Annotated in this window: 22 protein-coding genes and 1 tRNA gene; 9 read left to right on the forward strand and 14 right to left on the reverse strand. The window is 33.7% G+C overall.

All coding sequences use genetic code 11. The features are described 5' to 3' along the window. Positions 1–82 precede the first annotated feature (82 nt). The 4 genes from ED556_RS13755 to ED556_RS13770 are packed head-to-tail and all read left to right on the forward strand — an operon-like array spanning position 83 to position 3,760. Complete coding sequence (locus tag ED556_RS13755; protein WP_296325122.1) at positions 83–985, forward strand: MerR family transcriptional regulator; 903 nt, start codon at positions 83–85, stop codon at positions 983–985. 2 nt (positions 986–987) lie between these two features. Then, positions 988–2,454, forward strand: a complete 1,467-nt coding sequence (gene crtI, locus ED556_RS13760) for an NAD(P)/FAD-dependent oxidoreductase (RefSeq protein WP_296325124.1) — start codon at positions 988–990, stop codon at positions 2,452–2,454. A gap of 3 nt (positions 2,455–2,457) precedes the next feature. Further along, positions 2,458–3,297: a phytoene/squalene synthase family protein gene (locus tag ED556_RS13765; RefSeq protein WP_296325127.1), complete on the forward strand. Its 840-nt coding sequence runs from the start codon at positions 2,458–2,460 to the stop codon at positions 3,295–3,297. A gap of 16 nt (positions 3,298–3,313) precedes the next feature. Further along, positions 3,314–3,760 (forward strand): sterol desaturase family protein, encoded by a 447-nt coding sequence (locus tag ED556_RS13770; RefSeq protein WP_296325129.1) that lies wholly within the window; start codon positions 3,314–3,316, stop codon positions 3,758–3,760. 2 nt (positions 3,761–3,762) lie between these two features. Here ED556_RS13770 and ED556_RS13775 read toward each other — a convergent pair whose 3' ends face one another. The 5 genes from ED556_RS13775 to ED556_RS13795 all read right to left on the reverse strand — a co-directional run bounded on the left by ED556_RS13775 (position 3,763) and on the right by ED556_RS13795 (position 8,773). Continuing rightward, positions 3,763–4,320, reverse strand: coding sequence for a TlpA disulfide reductase family protein (locus tag ED556_RS13775; RefSeq protein WP_296325132.1), 558 nt, complete (start codon positions 4,318–4,320; stop codon positions 3,763–3,765). Positions 4,321–4,391: 71 nt separating this feature from the next. Further along, positions 4,392–5,264, reverse strand: coding sequence for an anti-sigma factor (locus ED556_RS13780; RefSeq protein ID WP_296325134.1), 873 nt, complete (start codon positions 5,262–5,264; stop codon positions 4,392–4,394). Between the two features lie 92 nt (positions 5,265–5,356). Beyond that, positions 5,357–6,028 carry a Crp/Fnr family transcriptional regulator gene (locus tag ED556_RS13785; RefSeq protein ID WP_296325137.1) on the reverse strand — a complete coding sequence of 224 codons (672 nt, stop codon included), beginning with the start codon at positions 6,026–6,028 and terminating at the stop codon, positions 5,357–5,359. A 108-nt stretch (positions 6,029–6,136) separates the two neighbouring features. Continuing rightward, positions 6,137–7,657, reverse strand: coding sequence for an outer membrane protein transport protein (locus tag ED556_RS13790; RefSeq protein WP_296325139.1), 1,521 nt, complete (start codon positions 7,655–7,657; stop codon positions 6,137–6,139). A gap of 30 nt (positions 7,658–7,687) precedes the next feature. Continuing rightward, on the reverse strand, positions 7,688–8,773 hold the full coding sequence (locus ED556_RS13795) for a hypothetical protein (protein ID WP_296325141.1): 1,086 nt from the start codon (positions 8,771–8,773) through the stop codon (positions 7,688–7,690). Positions 8,774–8,874: 101 nt separating this feature from the next. On the opposite strand from ED556_RS13795, the gene proS reads away from it, so the two are divergent. The 3 genes from proS (at position 8,875) to rpsT (ending at position 10,795) form a co-directional block, all read left to right on the forward strand. Next, the gene (proS, locus tag ED556_RS13800; protein ID WP_296325143.1) at positions 8,875–10,353 is read left to right on the forward strand and encodes a proline--tRNA ligase; all 1,479 of its coding nucleotides are present in this window, start codon (positions 8,875–8,877) and stop codon (positions 10,351–10,353) included. Between the two features lie 98 nt (positions 10,354–10,451). Further along, positions 10,452–10,523, forward strand: a tRNA-Glu gene (locus ED556_RS13805). A 20-nt stretch (positions 10,524–10,543) separates the two neighbouring features. Further along, positions 10,544–10,795, forward strand: a complete 252-nt coding sequence (gene rpsT, locus ED556_RS13810; RefSeq protein WP_296325145.1) for a 30S ribosomal protein S20 — start codon at positions 10,544–10,546, stop codon at positions 10,793–10,795. Positions 10,796–10,998: 203 nt separating this feature from the next. Here the strand turns inward: rpsT and ED556_RS13815 are convergent, their stop codons facing one another. The 5 genes from ED556_RS13815 to ED556_RS13835 form a co-directional block, all read right to left on the reverse strand. After that, on the reverse strand, positions 10,999–13,266 hold the full coding sequence (locus ED556_RS13815; RefSeq protein ID WP_296325147.1) for an aconitate hydratase: 2,268 nt from the start codon (positions 13,264–13,266) through the stop codon (positions 10,999–11,001). Between the two features lie 282 nt (positions 13,267–13,548). Beyond that, complete coding sequence (locus ED556_RS13820) at positions 13,549–14,502, reverse strand: MoxR family ATPase (RefSeq protein ID WP_296325149.1); 954 nt, start codon at positions 14,500–14,502, stop codon at positions 13,549–13,551. A 3-nt stretch (positions 14,503–14,505) separates the two neighbouring features. Continuing rightward, positions 14,506–15,966, reverse strand: a complete 1,461-nt coding sequence (locus ED556_RS13825; protein WP_296325150.1) for a peptidylprolyl isomerase — start codon at positions 15,964–15,966, stop codon at positions 14,506–14,508. Beyond that, on the reverse strand, positions 15,914–16,756 hold the full coding sequence (locus ED556_RS13830; protein ID WP_296325151.1) for a peptidyl-prolyl cis-trans isomerase: 843 nt from the start codon (positions 16,754–16,756) through the stop codon (positions 15,914–15,916). Before ED556_RS13830 ends, ED556_RS13825 begins: the two co-directional genes overlap by 53 nt. 4 nt (positions 16,757–16,760) lie before the next feature. Beyond that, positions 16,761–18,698: a peptidylprolyl isomerase gene (locus ED556_RS13835; RefSeq protein WP_296325152.1), complete on the reverse strand. Its 1,938-nt coding sequence runs from the start codon at positions 18,696–18,698 to the stop codon at positions 16,761–16,763. Between the two features lie 216 nt (positions 18,699–18,914). Between ED556_RS13835 and ED556_RS13840 the strand changes: the two genes are divergently transcribed. Further along, positions 18,915–19,655, forward strand: a complete 741-nt coding sequence (locus ED556_RS13840) for a T9SS type A sorting domain-containing protein (RefSeq protein ID WP_296325154.1) — start codon at positions 18,915–18,917, stop codon at positions 19,653–19,655. A 57-nt stretch (positions 19,656–19,712) separates the two neighbouring features. After that, positions 19,713–19,955, forward strand: coding sequence for a hypothetical protein (locus tag ED556_RS13845; protein WP_296325155.1), 243 nt, complete (start codon positions 19,713–19,715; stop codon positions 19,953–19,955). On the opposite strand, the gene ED556_RS13850 is transcribed toward ED556_RS13845, so the two are convergent. The 4 genes from ED556_RS13850 to guaB all read right to left on the reverse strand — a co-directional run bounded on the left by ED556_RS13850 (position 19,947) and on the right by guaB (position 24,747). Then, the gene (locus ED556_RS13850; protein ID WP_296325157.1) at positions 19,947–21,080 is read right to left on the reverse strand and encodes a lycopene cyclase family protein; all 1,134 of its coding nucleotides are present in this window, start codon (positions 21,078–21,080) and stop codon (positions 19,947–19,949) included. The two genes, ED556_RS13845 and ED556_RS13850, sit on opposite strands and share 9 nt — an antisense overlap. Position 21,081: 1 nt before the next feature. Then, the gene (locus tag ED556_RS13855) at positions 21,082–21,717 is read right to left on the reverse strand and encodes a carotenoid biosynthesis protein (RefSeq protein WP_296325160.1); all 636 of its coding nucleotides are present in this window, start codon (positions 21,715–21,717) and stop codon (positions 21,082–21,084) included. Further along, complete coding sequence (gene crtD, locus ED556_RS13860; RefSeq protein WP_296325162.1) at positions 21,717–23,192, reverse strand: 1-hydroxycarotenoid 3,4-desaturase CrtD; 1,476 nt, start codon at positions 23,190–23,192, stop codon at positions 21,717–21,719. Before crtD ends, ED556_RS13855 begins: the two co-directional genes overlap by 1 nt. 85 nt (positions 23,193–23,277) lie before the next feature. Beyond that, positions 23,278–24,747 carry an IMP dehydrogenase gene (gene guaB, locus ED556_RS13865; protein WP_296325164.1) on the reverse strand — a complete coding sequence of 490 codons (1,470 nt, stop codon included), beginning with the start codon at positions 24,745–24,747 and terminating at the stop codon, positions 23,278–23,280. Positions 24,748–24,770: the final 23 nt, after the last annotated feature.

A 24,770-nucleotide genomic window follows, 5' to 3' on the forward strand; every position in this document is an offset into this window, starting at 1 on the left:
ATTTTCTTTACTTAAATTATGTTAAATACATAGCAGTTTTTAACATAAAAACTTATTTTTGTTTAAACTTTTTTAGTAATTAATGAACAATTTAAAAAATAAGTTTAGTATCAAGGACTTAGAGAACCTTACTGGTATCAAAGCGCATACCATAAGAATCTGGGAAAAACGGTATAAATTATTATCTCCTAAACGTACTGATACAAATATTAGATACTATGATTTAGCAAGTTTTCAAAAACTGTTGAATGTAAGCTACCTAAACAATAACGGCTATAAAATTTCAAAGATTGCAACACTTAAGCAAGAAGATATTCAGAATCTTGTGAGAGAAATTGCTTCTAAAACAAATTTAGAAAGTCACGCTATAAACTCGTTTAAATTGGCAATGCTCAATTTTGACCAAGTTTTATTTTACAACACTTACGATTCCTTGTTAAAGGATATGTCTTTTGAAGATATATTCTACGAAATATTCATTCCACTTTTAACTGAGATTGGTTTACTATGGCAAACTAACACCATTACTCCTGCTCACGAGCACTTTTTAACTACGCTGATAAGACAAAAGATTCTTATAAATACGGAGTTTATTCAAGCAGAAGCAGAACCAAACTCAAAAAAGACATTTGTTTTATACCTACCAGATAATGAAATACATGAGCTTGGATTAATGTTTTTGTATTATCAAATAGTAGCTCATGATTACCACGCTATCTTTTTAGGGCAAAGTGTTCCTCTTGAAAGCCTAGAAGCAGTACTTCATTATTACGATGATTTAATTTTCTTATCTTATTTTACAATCAAGCCTCATAAAGATGAGATAGACAAATACGTGAGGGATTTTGACAAGCTCATCCTGCAAAAATCTAACGCGGAACTATGGATTCTAGGACAAATGTTGAATAGTCTTGACTTAGATAACCTACCTAGTAAAGTAAAGCCACATAAATCTATTGAAGAAATAGTTTCTCAATTAAAGTAGTCATGACTAAGATATCAATAATAGGGTCTGGATTCTCCTCGTTGTCTGCTGCATGTTATCTAGCCAAGCAAGGTCATAATGTAGCTGTATATGAAAAAAATAGTACTGTAGGTGGTAGAGCCAGACAACTTAAAAAACAAGGATTCACTTTTGATATTGGTCCTAGTTGGTATTGGATGCCAGATATTTTTGAAAAGTTTTTCAATGATTTTGGCAAGTCAACAAAGGATTATTATCAATTAGATAAATTAAGCCCAGCCTATAAAATCTTCTTTTCGGATGATGAAATCACTATTGGTGATTGTTTGGATAAAATATGTGACGAATTTGAAAGAATCGAATCTGGCAGTTCCGAAGAGCTAAGAAAATTTATTTCTAAAGCTCAGGAAAATTACGATATAGCAATCAATAAGATTGTTTTAAAACCTGGACTATCTCCTTTTGAGCTTGTTACAAAAGACACTGTTACGAGAGTTGATCAATTTTTTAAAACTATTAGCAGTGAGGTGAGAAAAAAGTTTAAAAACCCTAAACTTATTTCTACTCTAGAGTTTCCTGTATTATTCCTTGGGGCAAAGCCGAGCAAAACACCTTCATTTTATAGCTTTATGAATTTCGCAGACTTTGGATTAGGCACATGGCATCCAAAAGGTGGTATGTATCAAGTAATCAACGCAATGCAAACTTTGGCTATAGAATTAGGTGTTGAAATTAATACAGAATCTAATGTCACTAAAATCAATGTTAAGGATGGAAAAGCTATTGGCATTACTGTAAACAATACTGAAATTGAAAGTGATTATGTGTTAAGTGGTGCCGACTATAATCACTCAGAAACTTTGCTTAATAAAGAGCACAGGCAATACAGCGATTCTTATTGGGAAAAGAAAACTTTTGCTCCTTCGTCATTATTATTTTATGTCGGCTTTAATAAAAAACTTAAAAATATAGAACATCACAATTTATTTTTTGATACAAATTTTGATGTACATGCTCAAGATATTTACGATAATCCTAAATGGCCTGAAGAACCATTATTCTATGTCAATTTCCCATCAATTACTGACAAAAGTATGGCGCCCGATGGATGTGAAACAGGTTTTTTTCTAATCCCAATTGCGCCTAATTTGGAAGACACAGAAGAGTTAAGAGAGCAATATTTTGATATTATTATTGACAGATTTGAGAGAAAAACCAGTCAAAATGTTTCTAATAGTATTATCTTTAAAGAGTCCTTTTGTGTAAAAGACTTTAAAGAACAGTATAATTCTTATAAAGGAAATGCATACGGTATGGCAAATACATTGTCTCAAACGGCATTTCTTAGACCTAATTTGAAAAGTAAAAAAGTAGCTAATCTCTACTTTACTGGACAATTAACAGTACCTGGCCCTGGTGTTCCACCTTCATTGATTTCAGGTAAACTGGCTGCAGATTTAATAACAAAACATCATTCAAAAAAAATTTAGGTTATGAAATCAATTTTCGATAATGTATCAAGAGAATGTAGCAAGCTTGTTACAACTTCTTATAGTACATCGTTTTCTTTAGCAACCAAGATGTTGTCAGAAAGTATAAGGCAAGATATTTATAACATTTATGGGTTTGTGCGTTTTGCAGATGAAATTGTGGATACATTTCATGATTACGACAAGCAAAAACTATTCGATAAATTTTCTGAAGACTTAGAAGATGCTTTGAATATGAAAATTAGCCTCAACCCTATTCTTAATTCTTTTCAAGAAACCTATCATAAATATGGAATAGATAAACATCTTGTTGATGCCTTTATGAAAAGTATGAAGCAGGATTTATTCAAACAAAACTATTTAACCGAAGAAGAATACAAAGAATACATTTACGGCTCTGCAGATGTTGTAGGTCTTATGTGTCTAAAGGTTTTTGTTAAAGGTGATAATGACAAGTATAACGACCTCAAGGACTCAGCAATGAGTTTAGGTTCGGCATTTCAGAAGGTGAATTTTTTGAGAGATTTAAAAGCTGATTTTGAAGATTTAAGCCGAACGTATTTCCCTAATACAGATTTAACTCAACTAGACGAAGACTCTAAACAAAAAATAATTAACGACATAGAAGAAGACTTTAGAAAAGGTCTAGTTGGAATTAAAAAATTACCATTAGAAGCTAGATTTGGTGTTTTTATGGCGTACAGATATTACAATAAATTACTTGAAAAGCTTAAGAAGACTCCAGCAATAAAGATCAAATCTTCTCGAATTAGAGTACCAGATTACAAAAAAGTGGAGTTGTTAACTCGCAGTTACGTGAAATATCAACTAAATTTGCTGTAAAATTTAGATATTATAAATGTTGGCTATTCTCTGGATACTCATTTTCCTTGTTACGTTTTTTATAATGGAGTTTAATGCATGGTTTACGCACAAGTATATTATGCATGGCTTCTTATGGAGTTTACACAAAGACCACCATCATAAAGACCACGATAGCTGGTTTGAGCGCAATGATGCTTTTTTTATTTTTTATGCAGCTGTTAGTATGGTGTGTTGGTATTTATGGGGCGAGCATAACATTTGGTATTGCTTACCAATAGGCATGGGCATTATGGCATACGGTATGGCTTATTTTATTGTTCATGATATCTTTATTCATCAACGATTTAAGTGGTTACGAAATATTGATAATAAATATGCTCGAGGTGTGAGAAGAGCACACAAGATTCACCATAAACACTTAGGTAAAGAAAAAGGTGAAAATTTTGGTATGCTTATCGTACCTAAGAAATATTTTAAGTAGAATTATTTCAATAGTTTATTCAGTTCACTCTGAACTTTTTCACTGAACCAATCTACTGCTCCAGACTCATCAATAACTATTTCACCTTCTGCATTTATTACTACAGTTCTAGGTATCGATTTGGTCATTAATACATTTGGTGGCTGGCTATATGGCTGATAGACTGGGAAGCTGTATTCGTTCTTATTTTTAAAATAAGATACCTTTTTAAAGTCATCAGTTGTAATAAATAAAAAATCCACCTTATTGTTATAAGCATCATACAGGGATTGTAGGCTTGGCATTTCGGCAATACATGGTGCACACCATGTAGCCCAAAAATTAATTACAATTACTTTACCTTCTGATTGATTTAGGTTTTTTAGTAGTCCTTTTTCGCTTTTTAACTGCCAGTTGGTATCTGTAATCCGTACTGAATTATCTTCTTCAAGAACACGTATTGAATTAACTTTAGTTATGAGTTTATGCAATGCGACTTGAATGGGTAACCTTGTTTGAGGAATAATTAATAGCAAAATGACTATTAAAAATATAATGTTTGTCCATTTTGATCTTGACATATCTAAAAAACTAAAGCGTAATCTCTTTGACGAAATTACGCTTTATTCATAACAAAATGTTTAGTTAATAATTATCTTGTCACGGTTCCAGTTGGTAAAGATGTAGGGTTCGGATTAAAATCGTGTGTAGATGGTGCTGTAGCTGTACCGGCTACTCCAACCAGTGGCTTAACTGCAAATGGCGCAGGAGAATCATCTGGTACTGGCTCAAGAGATATTACTACCATTCTATTTCTTACATCCAATGGAAACATCTCTCCAGTAGGTGCGTTTAAAAAGAAATCTTCTCCTGGTACCGGTGGTCCTTGGTTAAATGCTGCACCACTAAATCCAGTAAAATCGTCTCTATCTCCAAAATTATCAAATCGTCCAGTGCTAATTGGTCCTGAGTCTCCAATAACCCAGCCTTCATAAATCCATCCAGGATTTTGAGACACATCTGGTAGTGTTAAATTTGCTGTAGGTGGCATACCTGGAGTACCATACCACACACCATATTGATCGTTTCCATTATTAGGTGCTCCACCTGGAACGTCTTCATCTGTTGGTGTTCTCAAGAAAAATGTTCCTGAAACATTTGTAAGATCACCTATCAATGCTGTATTAACTGTAGCAGAATTGCCATTAAATTCACCTCTAAGAAGTTTAGAGTCTGCAGGTGCTGGATCTGGGTCAACTAAAGGTTCAATAGTTAAGACAAAAGCTGTTGCAGTCTCTAATTGTGCAGAATTAACATTAAAACTTTGAGGGAAAGTTACACTAGTAAAGGTACCAGTAGATACTGGGTTACCATTAACTATTATCCAACCTTCGTACACATAATCTGCGCCCAAAGTTTCTAGCCCATTTAAATTAAGTGTTAAGGTGTCTAAGCTAGATGAGTTATCATCATCACTATCACAAGAAGTAAGCAGTAATCCTAATGCAATTACTCCTAAAATCATTTTTTTGATCATTGTCTTATTTTTAAGTTCATATAAATTTGTTAATGCTAAATTATATGCAGCTTATAAGACAAAATGTTAGCTAGCTAACATTATGCAATTTTTTTCAAAAGCCTGATTTCTTTTCTAGTAAAATCTATGATATTATTCTCCTTAAGGTCATTAAGAAGAGTATTTAATGTTGGTCTAGATACACCGATAAGAGATGCGATATCTTTTTGAGTATAAGGGTGTCTAATAACATCGTCTCCTGTTTCTTCGCAATTGTAACCATACTCAACACAAAGTTCATCTAAAAATTCTATAAGTCGAGTTCTAGCGTCTTTGAACAACAACAATTGTAATCTTCGTTCTAATTTTTTGAATTTAAACCCAATAAACTTATACACCTTAAAGCTAAACGTCTGATTATCGCGCATTAATTCGTGCATTGTATTCACACCTACTGGACATATTGAAGTATCGTTATCTATAGACTGTGCAAACTCATCTCTCTTAATCTGCCCCAGTATGGCTCTTTCCCCGAATAATTCACCTTTACGCAAAATTGCTTTTACAACCTCTTGACCATCTTCATTGTAGTAGCCAATCTTTACTTTGCCTTTTTCTATTAAGTAGACTTTATTGGCTTTATCTTCTTCAAAATAGATATAATCACTTTTTTTATACGCGTCAAAGATGTGGGAGCTTTTATAGGCTTTAAATTTATGAGGACATAACAACCCAAAAAGATTCACGTCTTCGAAAACCCAAATAGAACTCATAGCTGGTAAAATTTGATTATTAAATGACGAGTCGTAATTTTTAGCTACTCCTTACAAAAAAAGCCTTAATAAAAATATTAAGGCTTTTTTTAAATGATGTATTACTATCTATATCCCGAATGTAAGGGTCAAAACCACATCAGTAAAAGTAGTATCAATATTAGCTGTTTCTCTAAAAGTAGGTGCATTAGAATATAAGAAGGTATTGCCTTCTCGCTCTGCCTGACTAAAAGCAACATCTATTGCAAAATCGCCAATTCTGTATCCTAAGCCTAGGGAGTACGAGGTTAAATCACCAACAAAAGTATCATCTTCATAAGGGCTTTCTTCAAATCTATATCCACCTCTGAAGCTCAATTGCTTATATCTATATTCTGCACCAAATCTATACGTATTTGAAACTCCTAAAAGGTCTGATATTTGACTATTCTGAAATGCAAAAAATGGGTCATTAGTAGGCCTAAAAGTAGATTCGCTATAGTCCTTCCTTGAATAATCAAAACTAAAGAGTCCTTTATCTCTAAACACATATGCTAAGCTACCTGTAATTTTTCCAGGTGTGCGTAACCTGTATTCAGGAAATATATTTATAACATTAGGGCTTATGATTATTGGATTGTTGAAACCATCAACAGTGGTTTGTAAAAATTGAGTTGTTTCTTCATTAATGCGATACCATGTTGGTGAATTATATGTCAAACCAACTCTAAACTCATCTGTTAGTTTTATTATAGATCCTAACTGAAATGATATTCCTGCACCAGTTGTAAATAATGTATTATCAAAGCCTACTGCAGAAACAGTTGAGCCAGCATTAGAGTTAGTTTCATCAAATACCGTTATGCGTTCATAATTTAAAAAATGAGCATTTACATTTACGCCTATATTAATTCGTTCATCATATTGGGCAGCAAAATTAAATGCCATTTTACCATTATATCCGGTAGATTCTAAAGCATAGCGCTGGCTATAATTACCACCAACAATATTGCTTGAGTAATCTATATTATCATCCACATCCGCATCAGGTTCTAAAATAAATGATTCAAAACCTAAGAATCCTTGTTGATGCCCAAATCCAAAAACAGCGCCAATATCGGCGTATGCTTGACCAATAGTCTCTCCAGGTAATGCTGATATTTCGTCTAAACGTAATCCGTTAGCAAAACCTGAAAAATATTCACCTATAGAAACATCTGGGTTAACACCACTAGCTACCCATCTATTGTTAAAATCACTAGTCCTATCATAAGCAACACCTAATGAGAATTTATTCCACTTAGTATTTGGATTGTTACTGGCATAGACAAAAACACCGCCGCCTTGAGCTAAGTTGAAATTATCATCATTTGAAGATGTTAAACCATTAGAATAATTAACATCATTATTTTTTGTTGATAATCCAATGGTAAATGAAGCTTGGCTCTGTGAAAAAATCGTTGAGCTTGCCGGATTAATATTTATAGCTGATAAATCGCCACCTAAAGCTCCGAATGCACCGCCCATAGCTCTAAAACGAGCAGTACCTTCAATTTCATCATTTCCATATCGTAAAGCATCTGTAAAATCTTGCCCATAAGTAAAGGACATAGAAATAACTGTTATTAATAACAAAATAACCTTTTTCATAGCATTTTTTAATAAGACTTAAACTGTAAATTAACCTCTGCGTCCTCCGCCTCTAGAACCTCCACCTCTAGAACCACCTGAAGATCTTGAACCTCCTGAGGAACGTATAGAACCAGATGAACGTGATGAACCACTTGAACGTCTTATACTTCCAGAATTTCGACTTGAAGAAGAACGTCTTATAACACTACCTGAATTTCTTCTTGTTGTTGAAGGTCTACTTATTGTACCTCCACGTCTTGTTGTGGAAGGTCTAGTTATAGTTCCTCGGTTAGAGCGCGTTCTTGGACTACTAGTAATACCTCTTCTTGACCTTGTGCCAGTTGTACCTGGCCTTACAATTGTACCATTAGAGTTTCTCCTTAAACGCGTATTTCTGGTAATATCACTATTTGAGGCAATGCGCCTACCAACTGTAGTTCCCCTTCTTGAAACTGTCCTTCTATCTAATTGGGCTATTGATCTACTATTTAAAGCAGAATTTCGACGTCCATTAATACTACCTCTTCTGCCATAATTATAGGCTAAACTATTACCATAATATCCTCCATATCTATTAAAGTTATTCCAACCCCAGCCATAACCTGGTGGGCACCAACCCCAATTATTCCAGCCCCAGCCATAACCTAAACCAAAACCTCCCCATCGATTCCATCTATTCCATCCCCAAGTATTCCAACCCCAACCAAAGCCAAAACCACCATTCCAAAGCCATGGGTCCCAACCCCAGCCCCAGTTATTCCAACCAGTATTATAATAATTGATTACAACCCTGTCATTAACTTGACCCCAACCGCCATAGTTGCCATCTACTACTTCTACAATTTCTTGTTCGGCATTATCAGAACTGTAAGAATCAATATCAGTAAAAATTTCAGTTTCTTCGCTTATAGTTTCAAGCTTGTTAGCAGTTTCAGCAAAATAATTGGTGTAATATTGAGAATTAGCTCTGCTATTTGACGCTTGTTCAACATCTACTACAACTTCATCAGAGCTATATATACCATCATTATCATATCCAACATATTGATAAGAGCCACAAGAATAAAGCATTAAAATTGCTCCTAATGCTAACAAAGGCGTTTTAATTTTTTGGTGTGTAGAAGTAAATCGCATATCTATTATGATTTAATTGTTGAACAATACAAAAATAGTTAGTTTTGCCCTACTATTTTTCTATTTAACATCAGCACAATTTTTGTGCCAAATTACAGGTAATGAGCAAAAAACTCACAAAAAGGTCAGAAGATTATTCAAAATGGTATAATGAATTAGTAGTTAGAGCCGATTTAGCTGAAAATTCAGCTGTAAGAGGCTGTATGGTTATTAAACCCTACGGTTATGCAATTTGGGAGAAAATGCAAGCAGAATTAGATAAAATGTTCAAGGCTACTGGGCATCAAAATGCATACTTCCCATTGTTTGTTCCTAAGAGTTTGTTTGAAGCTGAAGAGAAAAACGCGGAAGGCTTTGCTAAAGAATGTGCCGTTGTTACACATTATAGATTACAAAATGATCCGGATAATAAAGGTAAACTTCGCGTTGATCCTGAAGCCAGACTAGAAGAAGAATTAGTGGTAAGACCAACAAGTGAGGCCATTATTTGGAATACCTATAGAGGTTGGATTCAAAGCTATAGAGATTTACCTATACTAATAAATCAATGGGCTAATGTAGTGCGTTGGGAGATGCGTACGCGTTTATTTTTACGTACTGCGGAATTTTTGTGGCAAGAAGGACATACTGCACATGCTACTGAAGCCGAGGCAATTGCTGAAACTGAACAAATGAACAAAGTCTATGCAGACTTTGTAGAAAACTTTATGGCCATTCCAGTAATTAAAGGTGTGAAAACAGAAAGTGAACGTTTTGCCGGTGCTATTGACACACATTGTATTGAAGCATTAATGCAAGATGGAAAAGCGTTGCAAGCTGGTACTTCTCACTTTTTAGGACAGAACTTTGCCAAAGCCTTTGATGTAAAATTCACGAATAAAGAAGGTAAGCAAGATCATGTTTGGGCAACATCATGGGGTGTATCTACACGTTTAATGGGAGCGCTTATTATGACCCATAGTGATGATCAAGGACTTGTACTTCCTCCAAACTTAGCTCCTAATCAAGTCGTTATTGTACCTATATATAAGAATGATGAGCAACTTGCTGAAATTACCAATGCTGTAAATACAATTAAATCTTCTCTTGAGTCTAATGGCATTAGTGTAAAATTCGATAACAGAGATACATTAAGACCTGGTGCAAAATTTGCGCAACATGAATTACAAGGTGTACCACTGCGTATTGCGATTGGACCTAAAGATTTAGAAAACGGAACTGTAGAACTTGCAAGAAGAGATACTCTTACAAAAGAAAATGTTTCTATTGAAGGCATTGAAAATACAATTTCTAACCTTTTAGAAACTATTCAAAATGACTTATACAATAAAGCATTACGTTTTAGAGAAAATCACATTACTGAAGTAAATAGTTTTGAGGAATTCAAAACAGTTCTTGAAACAAAAACAGGTTTTATTTCGGCGCATTGGGATGGAACAGCTGAAACAGAACATAAGATAAAAGAACTCACTAAAGCGACTATTCGTTGTGTACCATATGATAGTAAAATTGAGGATGGTTTATGTGTGTATTCTGGCAAACCATCAAAGCAACGTGTGTTGTTTGCAAAGGCTTATTAATTTTTTTTTAAAAAAAAATGTTTTGGTGTTGCAACATTTAAAAATAGTTGTATTTTTGCATCCGCAATGGAAACATTGTGGGTTCAATTAAACCAAATGGCCCGTTCGTCTATCGGCTAGGACGCCAGGTTTTCATCCTGGTAAGAGGGGTTCGATTCCCCTACGGGCTACAATTATAATATTAAAAAATATGGCAAATCATAAGTCTGCTTTAAAAAGAATTAGAAGTAACGAAAAAAGACGTGTGCTTAATAGATATCAGCACAAGACTACGCGTAATGCTATTAAAAAATTACGTGAGTTAACTGACGCAAAAGAAGCACAAGCAATGCTACCAACTGTTTTTGGAATGATTGATAAGTTAGCTAAGAAGAATGTTATCCATTCTAACAAAGCTGGTAACTTAAAGTCAAAATTATCTAAGCACGTAGCTGCACTATAATTTATTTGCTTTATAAAATATTTATAAGCCTTTCATTAGAAAGGCTTTTTTTATTAGTTGGATTTTAAATTAATATAATCGAAGTATTACTATTGGCTTTAACATGAAGTTTCTAAAACGATAATTCCGCTTTTCAAAAATTACCACACACAAAAAGGCTTTGATACGTATCAAAGCCTTTTTTTCTAAATTTTATTATGGTTTTAAGCGTTCTGCTTCTTAATTAAATTAAGTGCCGAACCTTCATTATACCATTCAATTTGAGAATCGTTATACGTATGATTTAAAGCAATCGTATCCTTACTACCATCAGAATGAACAACTTCAACATGCAATTGTTTTCCTGCAGCAAATTCATTTAAATCTAAAAAGTTAAATGTATCATCTTCTTGAATTAAATCGTAATCTGCTTCATTAGCAAAGGTTAATCCTAACATGCCTTGCTTCTTAAGATTGGTTTCGTGAATACGAGCAAACGATTTAACTATTACCGCTGCTACTCCAAGGTGTCTTGGTTGCATTGCAGCATGTTCTCTAGAAGAACCTTCTCCATAGTTATGATCACCTACTACGACTGTCCAAATTCCATTCTTTTTATACTCACGCTGAGTATCTGGCACACCTCCATAATCTCCTGTCAACTGGCTCTTTACAAAATTAGTTTTCTTATTAAAGGCATTTACAGCACCAATTAAAGTGTTATTTGCAATATTATCTAAGTGACCTCTAAAACGTAACCATGGTCCAGCCATAGAAATATGGTCAGTTGTACATTTTCCAAATGCTTTGATTAATAACTTAGCTCCAGTTATAGAATCACCTATTGGCTCAAAAGGTGTTAATAATTGAAGCCGTTCTGATGTTGGATTAACATTAATCTCAACACCACTTCCATCTTCCATTGGTTCTAAATAACCATTCTCTTCTACATCAAATCCTTTTGGAGGTAATTCCCAACCCGTTGGTTCATCTAACATTACTTCCTCTCCATTTTCATTTATTAACGTATCAGTAATAGGGTTAAAGTCTAAACGACCAGCAATAGCAATTGCAGCTGTTAACTCAGGTGAAGCAACAAATGCATGTGTGTTTGGGTTACCATCTGCACGCTTAGCAAAGTTTCTATTAAAAGAATGTACAATACTATTTTTTGGAGCATTTTTTGGATCGCTATAACGTGCCCATTGTCCAATACATGGGCCACAAGCATTTGTAAATATCTTAGCATCTAATTTTTCAAAAACTTGAAGAATTCCATCGCGTTCTGCAGTATATCTTACTTGTTCAGAACCAGGATTAATACCAAATTCTGCTTTTGTTTTTAAGCCTTTATCTAAGGCTTGTTGAGCAATTGAAGACGCTCTAGATAAATCTTCATATGATGAGTTGGTACAAGAACCGATTAAACCCCATTCTACTTGCATTGGCCAATCATTAGCTTTGGCCTTCTCTGTCATTTCGGAACCTACAGATGTAGATAAATCTGGCGTAAACGGCCCGTTTAATAAAGGCCCAAGCTCAGAAAGATTAATATCAATGACTTGATCAAAATAGTGCTCTGGGTTTTCATATACTTCGGCATCAGCAGTTAAGTAGTCTCTAATCTTATTTGCTTCATCAGCTACATCTTCTCTATCAGTAGCACGTAAGTAACGTTCCATTGAGTCATCATAACCAAAGGTAGATGTTGTAGCACCGATCTCAGCTCCCATGTTACAAATGGTACCTTTACCCGTACAAGACATAGCAGTAGCACCAGGTCCAAAATATTCAACTATAGCGCCCGTTCCGCCTTTTACAGTTAAAATTTCAGCAACTTTAAGTATTACGTCTTTAGGTGCAGTCCATCCTGATAGCTTTCCAGTTAATCTTACGCCAATTAATTTAGGAAATTTAAGCTCCCAAGCCATACCTGCCATAACATCTACAGCATCAGCACCACCAACACCAATTGCTACCATTCCTAAACCTCCAGCATTTACTGTATGAGAATCCGTACCAATCATCATTCCTCCAGGAAAGGCATAATTTTCTAAGACCACCTGATGAATAATACCTGCTCCTGGTTTCCAAAAACCAATACCGTACTTATCTGATACAGACTCTAAAAAATTAAACACCTCGCTACTTGTATTATTAGCATGTTTTAAATCTGTTGCAGCACCTTCTTTAGCTTGTATTAAATGATCACAATGCACAGTTGTTGGTACAGCGACTTTCTTTTTACCAGCTTGCATAAATTGCAATAATGCCATCTGGGCTGTAGCATCTTGACAAGCAACACGGTCTGGTGCAAAATCAACATAGTCTTTTCCACGAGAAAACGCTGATGTTGGTTTACCATCCCATAAATGTGAGTATAGAATCTTTTCTGAAAGTGTTAATGGTTTACCAACTATTTCTCTAGCTGAATCTACGCGTTCAGTCATGTTTGCGTAAACCTTCTTAATCATGTCTATATCAAAAGCCATAAAGTGTTTTTATAAGGTTATTAATATGTTTTAAAGCAGCACAAATTTACTAATTATATAACATTTTTAAAAATATGTAAAGAAAACGCAAAATCATTGAAAATAAATCATAGAAATATTATTTTTTAATGAATTATTTCAAATTTTAACAGATTAAATGCTTGTTAATTAATAATTTAACATTTTATCTTATTTAGAACAAGTATGAATTAAATTTAGGATTATAAATTTTTTGAAGTAAGATTAAGAATTTGGATTGCGTTCTTAATACGAATATCATTTTTAGAACAGGCTCTCGATTATCTTCTCATCAGTGATACCTTCAGCTTCAGCCTTATAATTCTTTATAATTCTGTGCCTTAATATGCTAGTTGCAACCGCTTGAACATCTTCTATATCAGGAGAAAACTTACCTTTTGTTGCTGCGTGAGTTTTTGCAGCAAGAATTAAATTTTGAGATGCTCTAGGTCCTGCGCCCCAATCTACAAATTCCCTAACAATTTCTGCAGCTGAGCTTTCTTTTGGTCTGGTTTTACCTACTAAAGTCACAGCATATTCAACAACATTATCAGCTACTGGAATTCTTCTAATAACATCTTGATAATCTATAATTTCTTGAGCAGTGAATAATGCATTAACCGTTTGAACTGCATCAGTAGTTGTAGTCTTTACAATATTAACCTCTTCTGAAAAAGACGGATATGTAAGGTTGATGGCAAACATAAAACGGTCTAATTGTGCTTCAGGCAACGGATAGGTACCTTCTTGCTCAATTGGGTTTTGCGTTGCTAAAACGAAATATGGTAAAGCTAGTTTATAGTTATGTCCTGCTACGGTTACAGCTCTTTCTTGCATTGCTTCTAAAAGTGCTGCTTGGGTTTTTGGAGGTGTTCTATTTATTTCATCTGCTAAAATAATATTAGCGAAGATTGGCCCTTTAATAAATTTAAACTGACGATTTTCATCTAATATTTCACTTCCTAAAATATCACTTGGCATTAAATCTGGAGTAAACTGAATACGCTTAAAGTCTAATCCTAGTGTTTGAGCAATAGTATTTACCATTAAGGTTTTAGCCAATCCAGGAACTCCAATCAATAAGGAATGCCCACCGGAGAAAATAGATATAAGGATTTGCTCAACTACTTCTTCTTGACCTACAATTACTTTAGAAATTTCAGATTTAAGTGCTTTGTATTTTTTTACAAAGTTTTCAATAGCAGTTACGTCTGACATATATTATTGATTTTTTAACCAGTTACCATTAAAATCACAGTCTCTATAGTCACCATTAATTTTAATGTATGTCGACATTATTGTTTCTTTTTGCCACTTTCCAAGTGCGTCAAAGTGCTTGTTTTGTAGAGCTAGACGTTTGATCTTTAAATAATCTTTAGCAAAATCTGCCTCATGCTCATCAGTACGATTTGTAACTGTAACTATCTTAAACTTGATAGGGTTTTCTCTATCACCATCTTGAATTACTTGACTAATTTCGCCATCTTTTAACTCTTGCACCTGGCCATATATTTCAGGATCAATTTTAGTGAGCTCAAAATTAAAATCTTGAGTTGTAGGATTTGTTAATTTACCACCTTCAAACTTTGTTTCTTTCTCATCACTAAACTCTCTGGCTGCTTCACTAAATGAAATTGAACCGTCCACTATTCGTGTCCTTACATCTTCGATTCGTTTTCTAGCCTTGTCAATCGCATCTGGTGTAATTTCTGGTCGAATTAAAATATGACGCACATCGTATTCTTGACCTCTGATCTTTTCTAATAAAATGATATGGTATCCAAAATCTGTTTTAAATGGTTCTGAGATTTGACCTTCTTCTAAGGAAAACGCAACATCTCTAAACTCTTTAACCATTCGAGGACGCTTTCTATTTAATGTATACTTTCCGCCAAAAGATTTTGAAGCCGTATCATCCGTATAAAACAGAACTTTAGTGGTAAAACTCGCACCATTCTCTTCAATGTCCTTTTTAAATCCTTTTAACTTATCAATTGCTGCTTGCTTAGAAGTTTCACTAATTTCAGGGATTACAACAATATTAGCGATTTGCAATTCGGTACCAAACGTTGGTAGGCCTTCTTCTTTTAAATCATTATAGAACTGTCTTACCTCTTCAGGTGTAATTTCTACTTCAGCTAATACCTTCTCGCGCATTTGTCCTGCTAAGGATTGATTTTTATTAATCTCGTATATTTCTTCACGAAGTGCATCTTCAGATTCTTTCTTATAGAATGCCAATAACCGATCCATAGAGCCGCCAAATTCTCCTAGAATCCCTTGTATTTGTTGATCTATTTGTGAGCGGATTTGTAGTTCATTAACAACGATACTATCTTGAATAGCCTGATGAGCGTATAATTTTTCTTCAAGAATACTCCCAAATAATTCGCATCTAGTTATATCTCCTAAATCACCTCCAGCAGCTTTAATCTGAGCTATTCTTCTATCAACATCTGATACTAAAACAATATAATCTCCTACAACGGCGGCTACCCCATCGGCTTTAATTCTATTCCCTTTTTGAGGCTTATCTTTCGTAACTTCTTCTTTTTTTACTTCGTCTTCTATGATTTCTTGAGAAAAACCAATACTAGTTATTAAAGACAAAAGGGCAACTAAAAGACTTTTATTTATAAATCTCAAACTGTTTATTCTTAATGGCATCTTTCGTAATTTCATTTTCTATCTGCTTGATCAGCTCTAATTTTCTTTTGTTTGTTATGATTTGGTTTACGGTAGACCTTACGTAATCTAAGGGTGCAAAATCGTTGCGCAAAAGTACATCATTTATTTGAACCAAATATAGGTTTAATGAGTCTTTAAGCTGTATAAAATTAGATTTTTTTAACAGTTGATTTTTATTAGATGGATTTACGACAGGTATCTTTTCAATAACTTGAGATGCCTTAACCCATAATGAGTCGTTAAGCGAATACGATCGAAATTGAACCGAAATAGAATCTAAAAATACTTTGTCCTCGTTTTCAAAATTTTTGAAGCGCATTTTAATATCTTCTAAATTAACTGCATTGAGCGGTAAACTGATGTATCGCAATTTGAGTAATTCGTCATTAAGTTTAAATGATTCTTTGTTTGAATTATAAACTAGCTCAGCTTCTTCTGCATTTACTGATGTGTCGATTTCGCGCTTCACTAGAGCATCTAGATACGTTTTAGTATACAAATCAGATTCATATTGCTTAACAAGACCACCAAACTCTCTTTGTTTATCTTCGGGAATATTAAGCCTAGCTTGTTTCATTAATAGAATACCGCTTGCCCAGTTATTAATGAAATTATTAACCAATAAGGTGCTATCTGTTTTAGAAACGCCTTTCGGAATTATTTTCAGAATATCTTCTTTATATAAATAGGCATCATCAACTCTAGCAACAGCATCTTCTTCGATATTATTTTGATTACAAGCAAATAACGCCAAACATAATATGATAACTAATGAACGATTCATTTAATTAATTATCTAATTTAGATTTTAGCTTTTTGAATAATTTTTGGTTAACATCAACTGTGAAATTTTCGCGTAAACTCTCAAGCCAATCGCTCTCAATTTCATTTTGGTAATCATTAACAACAATACCTCTTGCCTCTTTTAAAGTTTTGGTACCAGCAGGAATCAATTCTTTAATATTTAGTACATGATATCCTCCATTATGTTGGTAAATAGTAGAAACTCCTTTTTTAAGCTCTAAGTTATTAGGAAGCTTTTGGTTCGTAACTTCAAAAACGCCCGAAGTAAAAATAACAGCCTTATTGTCATCTTTATTTAAAGTTTCAGTAATGGCTTCACTCGAAGCACCATCATTTAATAAGGATCTTACTTTTTCGGCAGTGTCTTGAGAACTCGCAGTAGCCATTACCATATCTATTCTGTCTTTCCATAGATATTTACTTTTATTAACTTCATAAAAACTTTTTAAACCAATCGTATCCTTTGAAGCCTTATTCCATATTTCCTTTTCCATAAGAGCAAACAACAACAAGCCATCTCTATATTCGATTAGAACGTCGGCAAATTCTTGGTTTTCATTAACGAGATTATCCTCTCTAAACTTTAAAATAGAGTTCTCATAAAACAACCTTAATTCGTTATCAATAACTTTATTTATAGGTGTTTGTTGACGCATGTACTGACGTTGTTTAGACTTTAAATGCTGAAGGAAATCATTATTAGTATAGCTACTATCGTTCACGGTTAAAACGACATCACTGCCTTTATAATTGCTTGGTAAATTAAACGTCCCAGATAAATAGCTATCTCTAAGAATCGATTTAAAATAAAGCTTCGTATTTTGATTTTTATAAATTTTATAACGCTTAGACAACTCCTTCGCCATAGCGCTATTAATTAATTTTGAACGAGAGTCTCGTTTTATTTGTACTTCTAAAGTCGGCTTAAGCTCGTCAAAAGATTTGATTGGCTCTTTACTTATTAGCTTAATTATATGCCATCCATATTTAGTTTTTATTGGTGCAGAAATGTCATTTGGTTTTTCTAATGCAAACGCAGTGTCTTCGAATAGTGTAGATGATAATTGACCACTTTTAAAAGCACGTAATCTACCACCACTTCTAGCCGAACTTTTATCATCTGAAAACTGTTTTGCTAATGCTCCAAAATCTTCCCCTTGCTGTAATTTGCTATAAATTAATTTTATCCGCTCTTCAGGATTAATTGTACTATCTTTTTGATTTAATGAGAGCATAATATGTGCAGCGTTAACTTTACCTCTTGATGGTCTTTTCTCATGCACCTTAACAATATGATATCCAAAATCTGTTTTGAATGGCATAGATACAGTTCCTGGCTCGGTATTATAAGCCATGGTTTCAAAATCATAAACCATTTTAAAGGTCGAAAAATATCCCAAATCTTCTACTAAGGTAGTTTTACCATTATGATACTTGTCCTTAGTGGTTTCAAAAGATTCGATTGCGAAAGATTTTCTATATTCTAAAAGTTTGTTGTAAGTTACCAATGTATCTTCTTCAGCACTTTCCATAATTAGAATGTGAGATGCTTTGACATCGTACTTCATTCTCTCATAGGCTTCCTTTACGAGCTCATCTGTAACTTTATTGTCTGAAAGATAATTTTTGGTGAGTTGCTTTTTATAATTTTCAAATTCATTTTTATACTTAGTATCATTATCTAACCCCAAGCGTTTAGCTTCTTTTAATTTTAGTTTATAATCAATAAATAACTCTAAATAATTTTCTAATTGCTTTTGGGATTCGTCTTTTACCAAATCCAAATTTTTGTTGTAAAGCTTTAAAAATTCTTCTGAAGTAATATTATCACCATCAATAGTGATTAAAGCGTCTTGTTTTTGGCTAAAACCAAAATTAACGCTAACAATAAGTAGAAAACTAAAAATTAGTCTAAGATTCATAACCATTTTACTTAAGTAATATTTAGATTTTATAGAGACCAAACAAAAATAACATAATTGTAATATTATAAATAATATGTTATAGACCAATCTCGTGCCAAATCAAAGAATATGGTGTTAAATTATAAAATTATCAACACGAAAACGTTTGCGTTATATAATAAACAATGATGAAGCTCTAATTATTAATATATTTCAACAATTAAGCATTTTATTATGAAACACTTCTACTTTACCTTACTATTTTTATCATCAAGTTTGTTCATGTTTTCTCAAGAAGTCTTGTCATTTAATGGATATAATGGCAGTGGCGCTACAGTTACTGCAGTCACAGCTTCAGTTAATGATAACATTACAATTACTTTTGAAGATATAGACATTATAAATAATTTGTATACAGAAAATCAAAACTCTCTTTTTATTTATGGTGGTTTAGATACTTCAGCAGGTGGTTTTCAAGGTGCACCTGGATTTGGTGATCTTGGCTCTCAACCCGAGATATTTTTGGATGCTGGCGATACTGATAGCAGTACGGGTCCTAATACCTATAGTATAACTATAAACTTAGCACTTGAATATACTTCAGTGTTAGATGGTACCGAAGTATTTGGTTATAATTTAATATTCCAAAACCAGTTTGGTGGTGGTGGCAATAACCAAACTGTAGATCTTTATATAGACTTGATAGACAAAATAATTGATCGAAGCACCTTAAACACAAATAGTGTACAAATTGACGCTGTTGAGACTCGAGTAGTTAACAATAGCTTGATTGTTAACAGTAATTCATCGATTCAACAAATTCAAATCTACAGTATTTTAGGCGAGAAAATCCTTGATAAAACATACAATAATAACACTTATACTGAAATAAGTACAGATTATATGGCTAAGGGTATTTATGTTGTAAAAGTTTATTCAGGAAATAAAATAAGTTCCAAAAAAGTTATTTTATAATAGTATCTTAGATTTAAATTAATAGAAAGCATCGTATAATTTTATGATGCTTTTTTTATGAGAAGACTAAAACTTATATGGGATTTTAGAGGTCCAGTTGCTAAACAAACTGCCGACCACCATTTGATTCATCTTAAACAATATATTGAATTAGAGCAACTCGATATTTCTATTACCGGAGTAGAAACATATTCTGAAATGCATAGTATTGCTTATATGGTAATAGATGAAGCGGATATGAAACCTATACGGGATACGCTAAAACCGCATCGCGGTCAAGTATATCAAGACCTAAAATAAACGCCTAAATAAGGCTTTTGTAAATTGCCAAGGCGGCACTGACGCTATAATTTTTAAGTCTTCTAACAATGACGTTTCTTCATCTAAGAATTTTAAAATTGTGGTGGCTTTAGCCTTTTTAAACAAGGATGAAAATAACTCAGAGCCTAGAGCATTGTTTGTATACAGCACGTCAAGAAATAACAAATCGTAAAACCAGTACTTATCCAGTTTTTTGAAAGTCTTTAAGTTTGAATTGGTTTTTAAAAATTCTACCAAAAGCTTGGTCTGCTTTGTAGTATTTCTAAATGTATATCCAGTACTAGCCTTTGTCCAACCACCTGCCGTACCAATATGTAATACACTTTCAGTATTATGAGTATTAAATTTATACGCAGTCATTGGTATTGAACCTCGCTCCTTTTCAATGATTTCGTAATCTTCTATTTGTCTTTCGGTTAAATAATCCTTGATTGCTTGCTCATACTCGGAAGTTTCTAAAATGGTTTTTGAAAATAGTGTATACTCAAATAAAGCGGTATGCTTATCTATAGGTAAAACATACATAAATCTGGTATTCTGTTTTTGTGGAATGGAAAAATCCATAAACTTAGCCACTGATTCGTCTACAATAGGTTGCTCAGTTTTTATAAACCAACCTAAAAAATGTTGCTGTAAAACTGGGTATTTCTCTTGCAATGTAAAGTCCTGACTAGGAATACTATTTAATAGTTTTTTGCCTTTAAAAATACCAACTGAAGTTACAACATCTATTATTGCATTTTCATTAAAACCCTTAACCGAAGCGTTAACATATTTAATAGTGTTAGATTTTTTTATAGTTGACCAAAGCAAATTGTAAAAGTTGCCACTTCGAATCATTTTGTATCTATAAGGAGCAATATTTATAGTTTTCTGTATCGAATCACTACCAAAATATATACTGTTCCAAGATTTCGACAACACTGTATCCCATTCACCATCACCATTTTCCCAATAACACCATGTGCGATCGTTACCTTTATCTTTTTCTTTATCTATGATAAGTATGGATTTATCATCAAAAAAAGAATCCTTAGCCATACGATAAGCTAACATCAATCCTGATGCTCCAGCGCCTAGTATAATGTAGTCGTATAACTTCATGTTAGAATATTAAAAACGTAATAAAAAATATCACCATGGAAGTTAAAATGTGCCAAGACACTTGTTTATCTGTTTTAACTTTAAACTGCTGATATATCATATGGGCGATAAAAGCGACTATAAACCAACCCACATAATTTTGGACTGGGACAACTCCACCATCAAACTCCCAAAAATCAAAACGCGGAGCCGAAATTTCGATAGCTCCATCTAGTAATGTCATTAATAGTGCTCCAATGCTGGCCTTAAGAACTCTATTCTTACTAAAGCAACTAGCGACATCAGAAGTAATCGCAGTAAGTAAGGCCCAATTTAAGCAAATCATTACCGGAACACCAACTACCTTTAAGCCTAAGTTTTCACCATACGTGTAACTACCGAATATTAATCCAAAATTAACACCTAAGGCCTCAGTAATAAAACCGATAAAAAATGGAATACTAAAGGCAATGCTATAGATGGGTTTAAAAGATTTAATATTTATAATTACGATTACAAATAGCAATAACAAGTTAATTGAGGTCATACTTAGAAACCAGTCTGAGTAGCCTTCGGATAGAATTCCGAAAATTCCAGAAATCGTAAATAACCAAACTAAGAATATTGAAAAGTATTTTATGAATTTTGAATCAATCATTAATTGGTTTTTTCTATTAATTCAGCAACAATTTTACCTGATAACAAACACAAAGGAATACCGCCGCCAGGATGCACACTACCACCACAAAAATACAGGTTCTTTATGTCAGATTTAAAATTTGGATGCCTTAAAAAAGCGGCATACTTATTATTGCTAGATGCGCCATACAATGCACCTTGATAACTTTGGGTTCGTGACTCTATAGTTCTTGGTTCTAAGATTGATTCAAAATCAATTAATGAAGAGATATCCTCATTGAGTAATCTACTCAGTTTTTGTAAAATATTTGTTCTGGCTTTATCAATAATCGCATCCCAATCTTGTCCGGTATTACTTGGTACATTTATCATAGTAAACCAATTTTCACTACCAGAAGGTGCATCAGATTTTTGATCTTTAGATGTAATATTCACATATACTGTTGGGTCATCACAAACATCTTTTTTATTGAATATATAATCGAACTCATTTTTATAATCACCAGAGAAAAATATATTGTGCAAATCAAGTTCTGGAAATTCCTTCCTTATTCCCCAATAAAAGATTAATGCAGAACTACTTCGTGGTTGTTGCAACACTTTTTCAGGGGCTTTTAATTGTGGTAAAAGTGCTCTATAACTTGGCACAATATCAGAATTAGACACAACTATATCTGCAATAACCTCTTTATCTTCTAGCTTAATACCTGTTGCTTTTTTTCCTTCGGTAAGGATCTGCTTTACCTTAGTATTAAAATGAAAATCTACCCCAATATCTTTTGCTAATTGAAACACACTCATAGTGATAGAGTGCATTCCACCTTTAGGAAAATAAGTACCAAAATGTTGTTCTAGATGAGGAATCATTGACATAATCCCAGGCGTTTTGTATGGAGAAGACCCATTATAAGTAGCAAATCTATTGAAAAACTGAACTAATCGTGAATCCTTTAGTGTATTGGTGTTATACTCATTTAATGAGCTATTGATATGTAAGCTATTAATATTAAATATGGCTTTTAAAGTATCCTTAGATAAATAAGTATCTATTTTATGAAGCGATTTTTCTAAAAATAAAGATGCCGTTAAATCGTATTTACGTTTACTATCTTCAAAATAATTTAAAATATCTTCAGCTTCTACATCAAATGTCTTGGAAGCTTCTTTGGCAAATGTATCTATATCAGCTGAAGCAGAAAATGTTGTTCCGTCTTCATAAAAATAGTTGCAGACAGTTGACTTCTTTATATATTGAAAATACTCTTCTATTGGTTTGTCAGCAACTTTGAATAGCTCTTCAACAAACTGTGGCATGGTAAATAAAGATGGTCCCATATCGAACCGGTAACCATTTTCGGAAAATGCGGTGAGTTTTCCACCAGGGTATGCATTTGCTTCGAATACTGATACATTATGACCTTGAGCTCGCAATCTTATGGAAGATGCTATTCCAGCTATACCTGCTCCAACAATGACAACTTGCTTTTTTTTCATGAATTGCAAAGATACGATGAAAACAAAAAAAACCTGCGCAATTTATACTTGCACAGGCTTAAAATTATCTTAAGGTTTTAATTATCTATCTTGAATAATTAGGTGCTTCTTTTGTGATCGTTACATCATGTGGATGACTCTCATGTATACCACTTGCAGTAATTTTTATAAACTGCCCTGAATCTTGTAATGTCGAAATATCTTTTGCACCACAGTAACCCATACCTGCACGTAAACCACCAACAAACTGATGGATACTTTCAAACAATTCTCCTTTGTACGGCACACGACCTACAATACCTTCTGGAACTAATTTTTTAATATCATCTTCAACATCCTGGAAATAACGGTCTTTACTACCTTGTTTCATGGCCTCTACAGAACCCATTCCACGGTACGATTTAAACTTACGACCTTCGTATATAATCGTTTCGCCAGGACTTTCTTTGGTACCCGCTAAGAGTGAACCTAACATTACAGTATCTGCGCCAGCTGCAATTGCTTTGGGTATATCACCTGTATATCGGATTCCGCCATCGGCAATAACAGGAACTCCAGAACCTTTAATTGCGGCAGCAACTTCTAGCACTGCAGAAAATTGAGGAAAACCTACACCAGCAACGACACGCGTTGTACAAATAGAACCAGGACCTATACCAACTTTAACTGCATCTGCTCCTGCCTCAACTAAATATTTCGCAGCTTCTGCTGTTGCTATATTACCAACAACAACTTCTAGCTTCGGGAACTTAGATTTTATATCTTTTAGAACTGCAACTACACCTTTTGTGTGTCCGTGAGCTGTATCAATTATTACAGCATCAACTCCAGCTTTTACTAATGCTTCAGCTCTATCAACTGCGTCAGAAGTAACACCAATAGCAGCAGCAACTCGAAGTCTTCCGTAAGAGTCTTTATTAGCAATTGGTTTTTGAGTAACCTTCGTAATATCTCTAAAGGTGATGAGACCAACTAATGCATCTCCATCTACAATTAGTAGTTTTTCAATTTTATTTTCTTGAAGAATTTTTTCAGCATCTTTTAACGACGTGCCTTCAGGTGCAGTGACTAAGTTTTCACTTGTCATGACTTCAACAATTGGTCTTTCGTTACGGTGTTCAAAACGTAAATCGCGATTGGTAACTATTCCTTGAAGTTTTCCATTGTCATCAACAATAGGAATACCACCAATACTGTGCTCCCGCATCGCATTTTTAGCATCACTAACTTTAGAATCCATTGGCAGCGTTACTGGATCTAATATCATTCCGCTTTCAGCTCGTTTTACCTTACGCACTTTTTTAGCTTGTGCTTCAATCGTCATGTTTTTATGCAATACTCCTATTCCACCTTCACGTGCCATAGCAATTGCCATGCGACTTTCAGTTACGGTATCCATAGCCGCTGAAACTATAGGCACATTAATAGTAATGTTACGGGTAAATTTTGACTGAATATTTACTTCACGTGGAAGAATTTCGGAATACGCTGGAACAAGTAGGACGTCGTCGTAAGTAAGACCTTCTCCTAATATTTTATTGTTATGAGCTGTCATTTTGCAATTAAAATTTAATTGCA

This window comes from Winogradskyella sp., assembly GCF_003712105.1.
GTDB lineage: Bacteria > Bacteroidota > Bacteroidia > Flavobacteriales > Flavobacteriaceae > Winogradskyella.

What these genes read in the sequence shown, in the direction of transcription:
- ED556_RS13755 (WP_296325122.1), top strand. Translation starts at nt 83, where the DNA reads ATGAACAATTTAAAAAATAAGTTTAGTATCAAGGACTTAGAGAACCTT.
- crtI (WP_296325124.1), top strand. Translation starts at nt 988, where the DNA reads ATGACTAAGATATCAATAATAGGGTCTGGATTCTCCTCGTTGTCTGCT.
- ED556_RS13765 (WP_296325127.1), top strand. Translation starts at nt 2,458, where the DNA reads ATGAAATCAATTTTCGATAATGTATCAAGAGAATGTAGCAAGCTTGTT.
- ED556_RS13770 (WP_296325129.1), top strand. Translation starts at nt 3,314, where the DNA reads ATGTTGGCTATTCTCTGGATACTCATTTTCCTTGTTACGTTTTTTATA.
- ED556_RS13775 (WP_296325132.1), bottom strand. Translation starts at nt 4,320, where the DNA reads ATGTCAAGATCAAAATGGACAAACATTATATTTTTAATAGTCATTTTG.
- ED556_RS13780 (WP_296325134.1), bottom strand. Translation starts at nt 5,264, where the DNA reads ATGATTTTAGGAGTAATTGCATTAGGATTACTGCTTACTTCTTGTGAT.
- ED556_RS13785 (WP_296325137.1), bottom strand. Translation starts at nt 6,028, where the DNA reads ATGAGTTCTATTTGGGTTTTCGAAGACGTGAATCTTTTTGGGTTGTTA.
- ED556_RS13790 (WP_296325139.1), bottom strand. Translation starts at nt 7,657, where the DNA reads ATGAAAAAGGTTATTTTGTTATTAATAACAGTTATTTCTATGTCCTTT.
- ED556_RS13795 (WP_296325141.1), bottom strand. Translation starts at nt 8,773, where the DNA reads ATGCGATTTACTTCTACACACCAAAAAATTAAAACGCCTTTGTTAGCA.
- proS (WP_296325143.1), top strand. Translation starts at nt 8,875, where the DNA reads ATGAGCAAAAAACTCACAAAAAGGTCAGAAGATTATTCAAAATGGTAT.
- rpsT (WP_296325145.1), top strand. Translation starts at nt 10,544, where the DNA reads ATGGCAAATCATAAGTCTGCTTTAAAAAGAATTAGAAGTAACGAAAAA.
- ED556_RS13815 (WP_296325147.1), bottom strand. Translation starts at nt 13,266, where the DNA reads ATGGCTTTTGATATAGACATGATTAAGAAGGTTTACGCAAACATGACT.
- ED556_RS13820 (WP_296325149.1), bottom strand. Translation starts at nt 14,502, where the DNA reads ATGTCAGACGTAACTGCTATTGAAAACTTTGTAAAAAAATACAAAGCA.
- ED556_RS13825 (WP_296325150.1), bottom strand. Translation starts at nt 15,966, where the DNA reads ATGAAATTACGAAAGATGCCATTAAGAATAAACAGTTTGAGATTTATA.
- ED556_RS13830 (WP_296325151.1), bottom strand. Translation starts at nt 16,756, where the DNA reads ATGAATCGTTCATTAGTTATCATATTATGTTTGGCGTTATTTGCTTGT.
- ED556_RS13835 (WP_296325152.1), bottom strand. Translation starts at nt 18,698, where the DNA reads ATGAATCTTAGACTAATTTTTAGTTTTCTACTTATTGTTAGCGTTAAT.
- ED556_RS13840 (WP_296325154.1), top strand. Translation starts at nt 18,915, where the DNA reads ATGAAACACTTCTACTTTACCTTACTATTTTTATCATCAAGTTTGTTC.
- ED556_RS13845 (WP_296325155.1), top strand. Translation starts at nt 19,713, where the DNA reads ATGAGAAGACTAAAACTTATATGGGATTTTAGAGGTCCAGTTGCTAAA.
- ED556_RS13850 (WP_296325157.1), bottom strand. Translation starts at nt 21,080, where the DNA reads ATGAAGTTATACGACTACATTATACTAGGCGCTGGAGCATCAGGATTG.
- ED556_RS13855 (WP_296325160.1), bottom strand. Translation starts at nt 21,717, where the DNA reads ATGATTGATTCAAAATTCATAAAATACTTTTCAATATTCTTAGTTTGG.
- crtD (WP_296325162.1), bottom strand. Translation starts at nt 23,192, where the DNA reads ATGAAAAAAAAGCAAGTTGTCATTGTTGGAGCAGGTATAGCTGGAATA.
- guaB (WP_296325164.1), bottom strand. Translation starts at nt 24,747, where the DNA reads ATGACAGCTCATAACAATAAAATATTAGGAGAAGGTCTTACTTACGAC.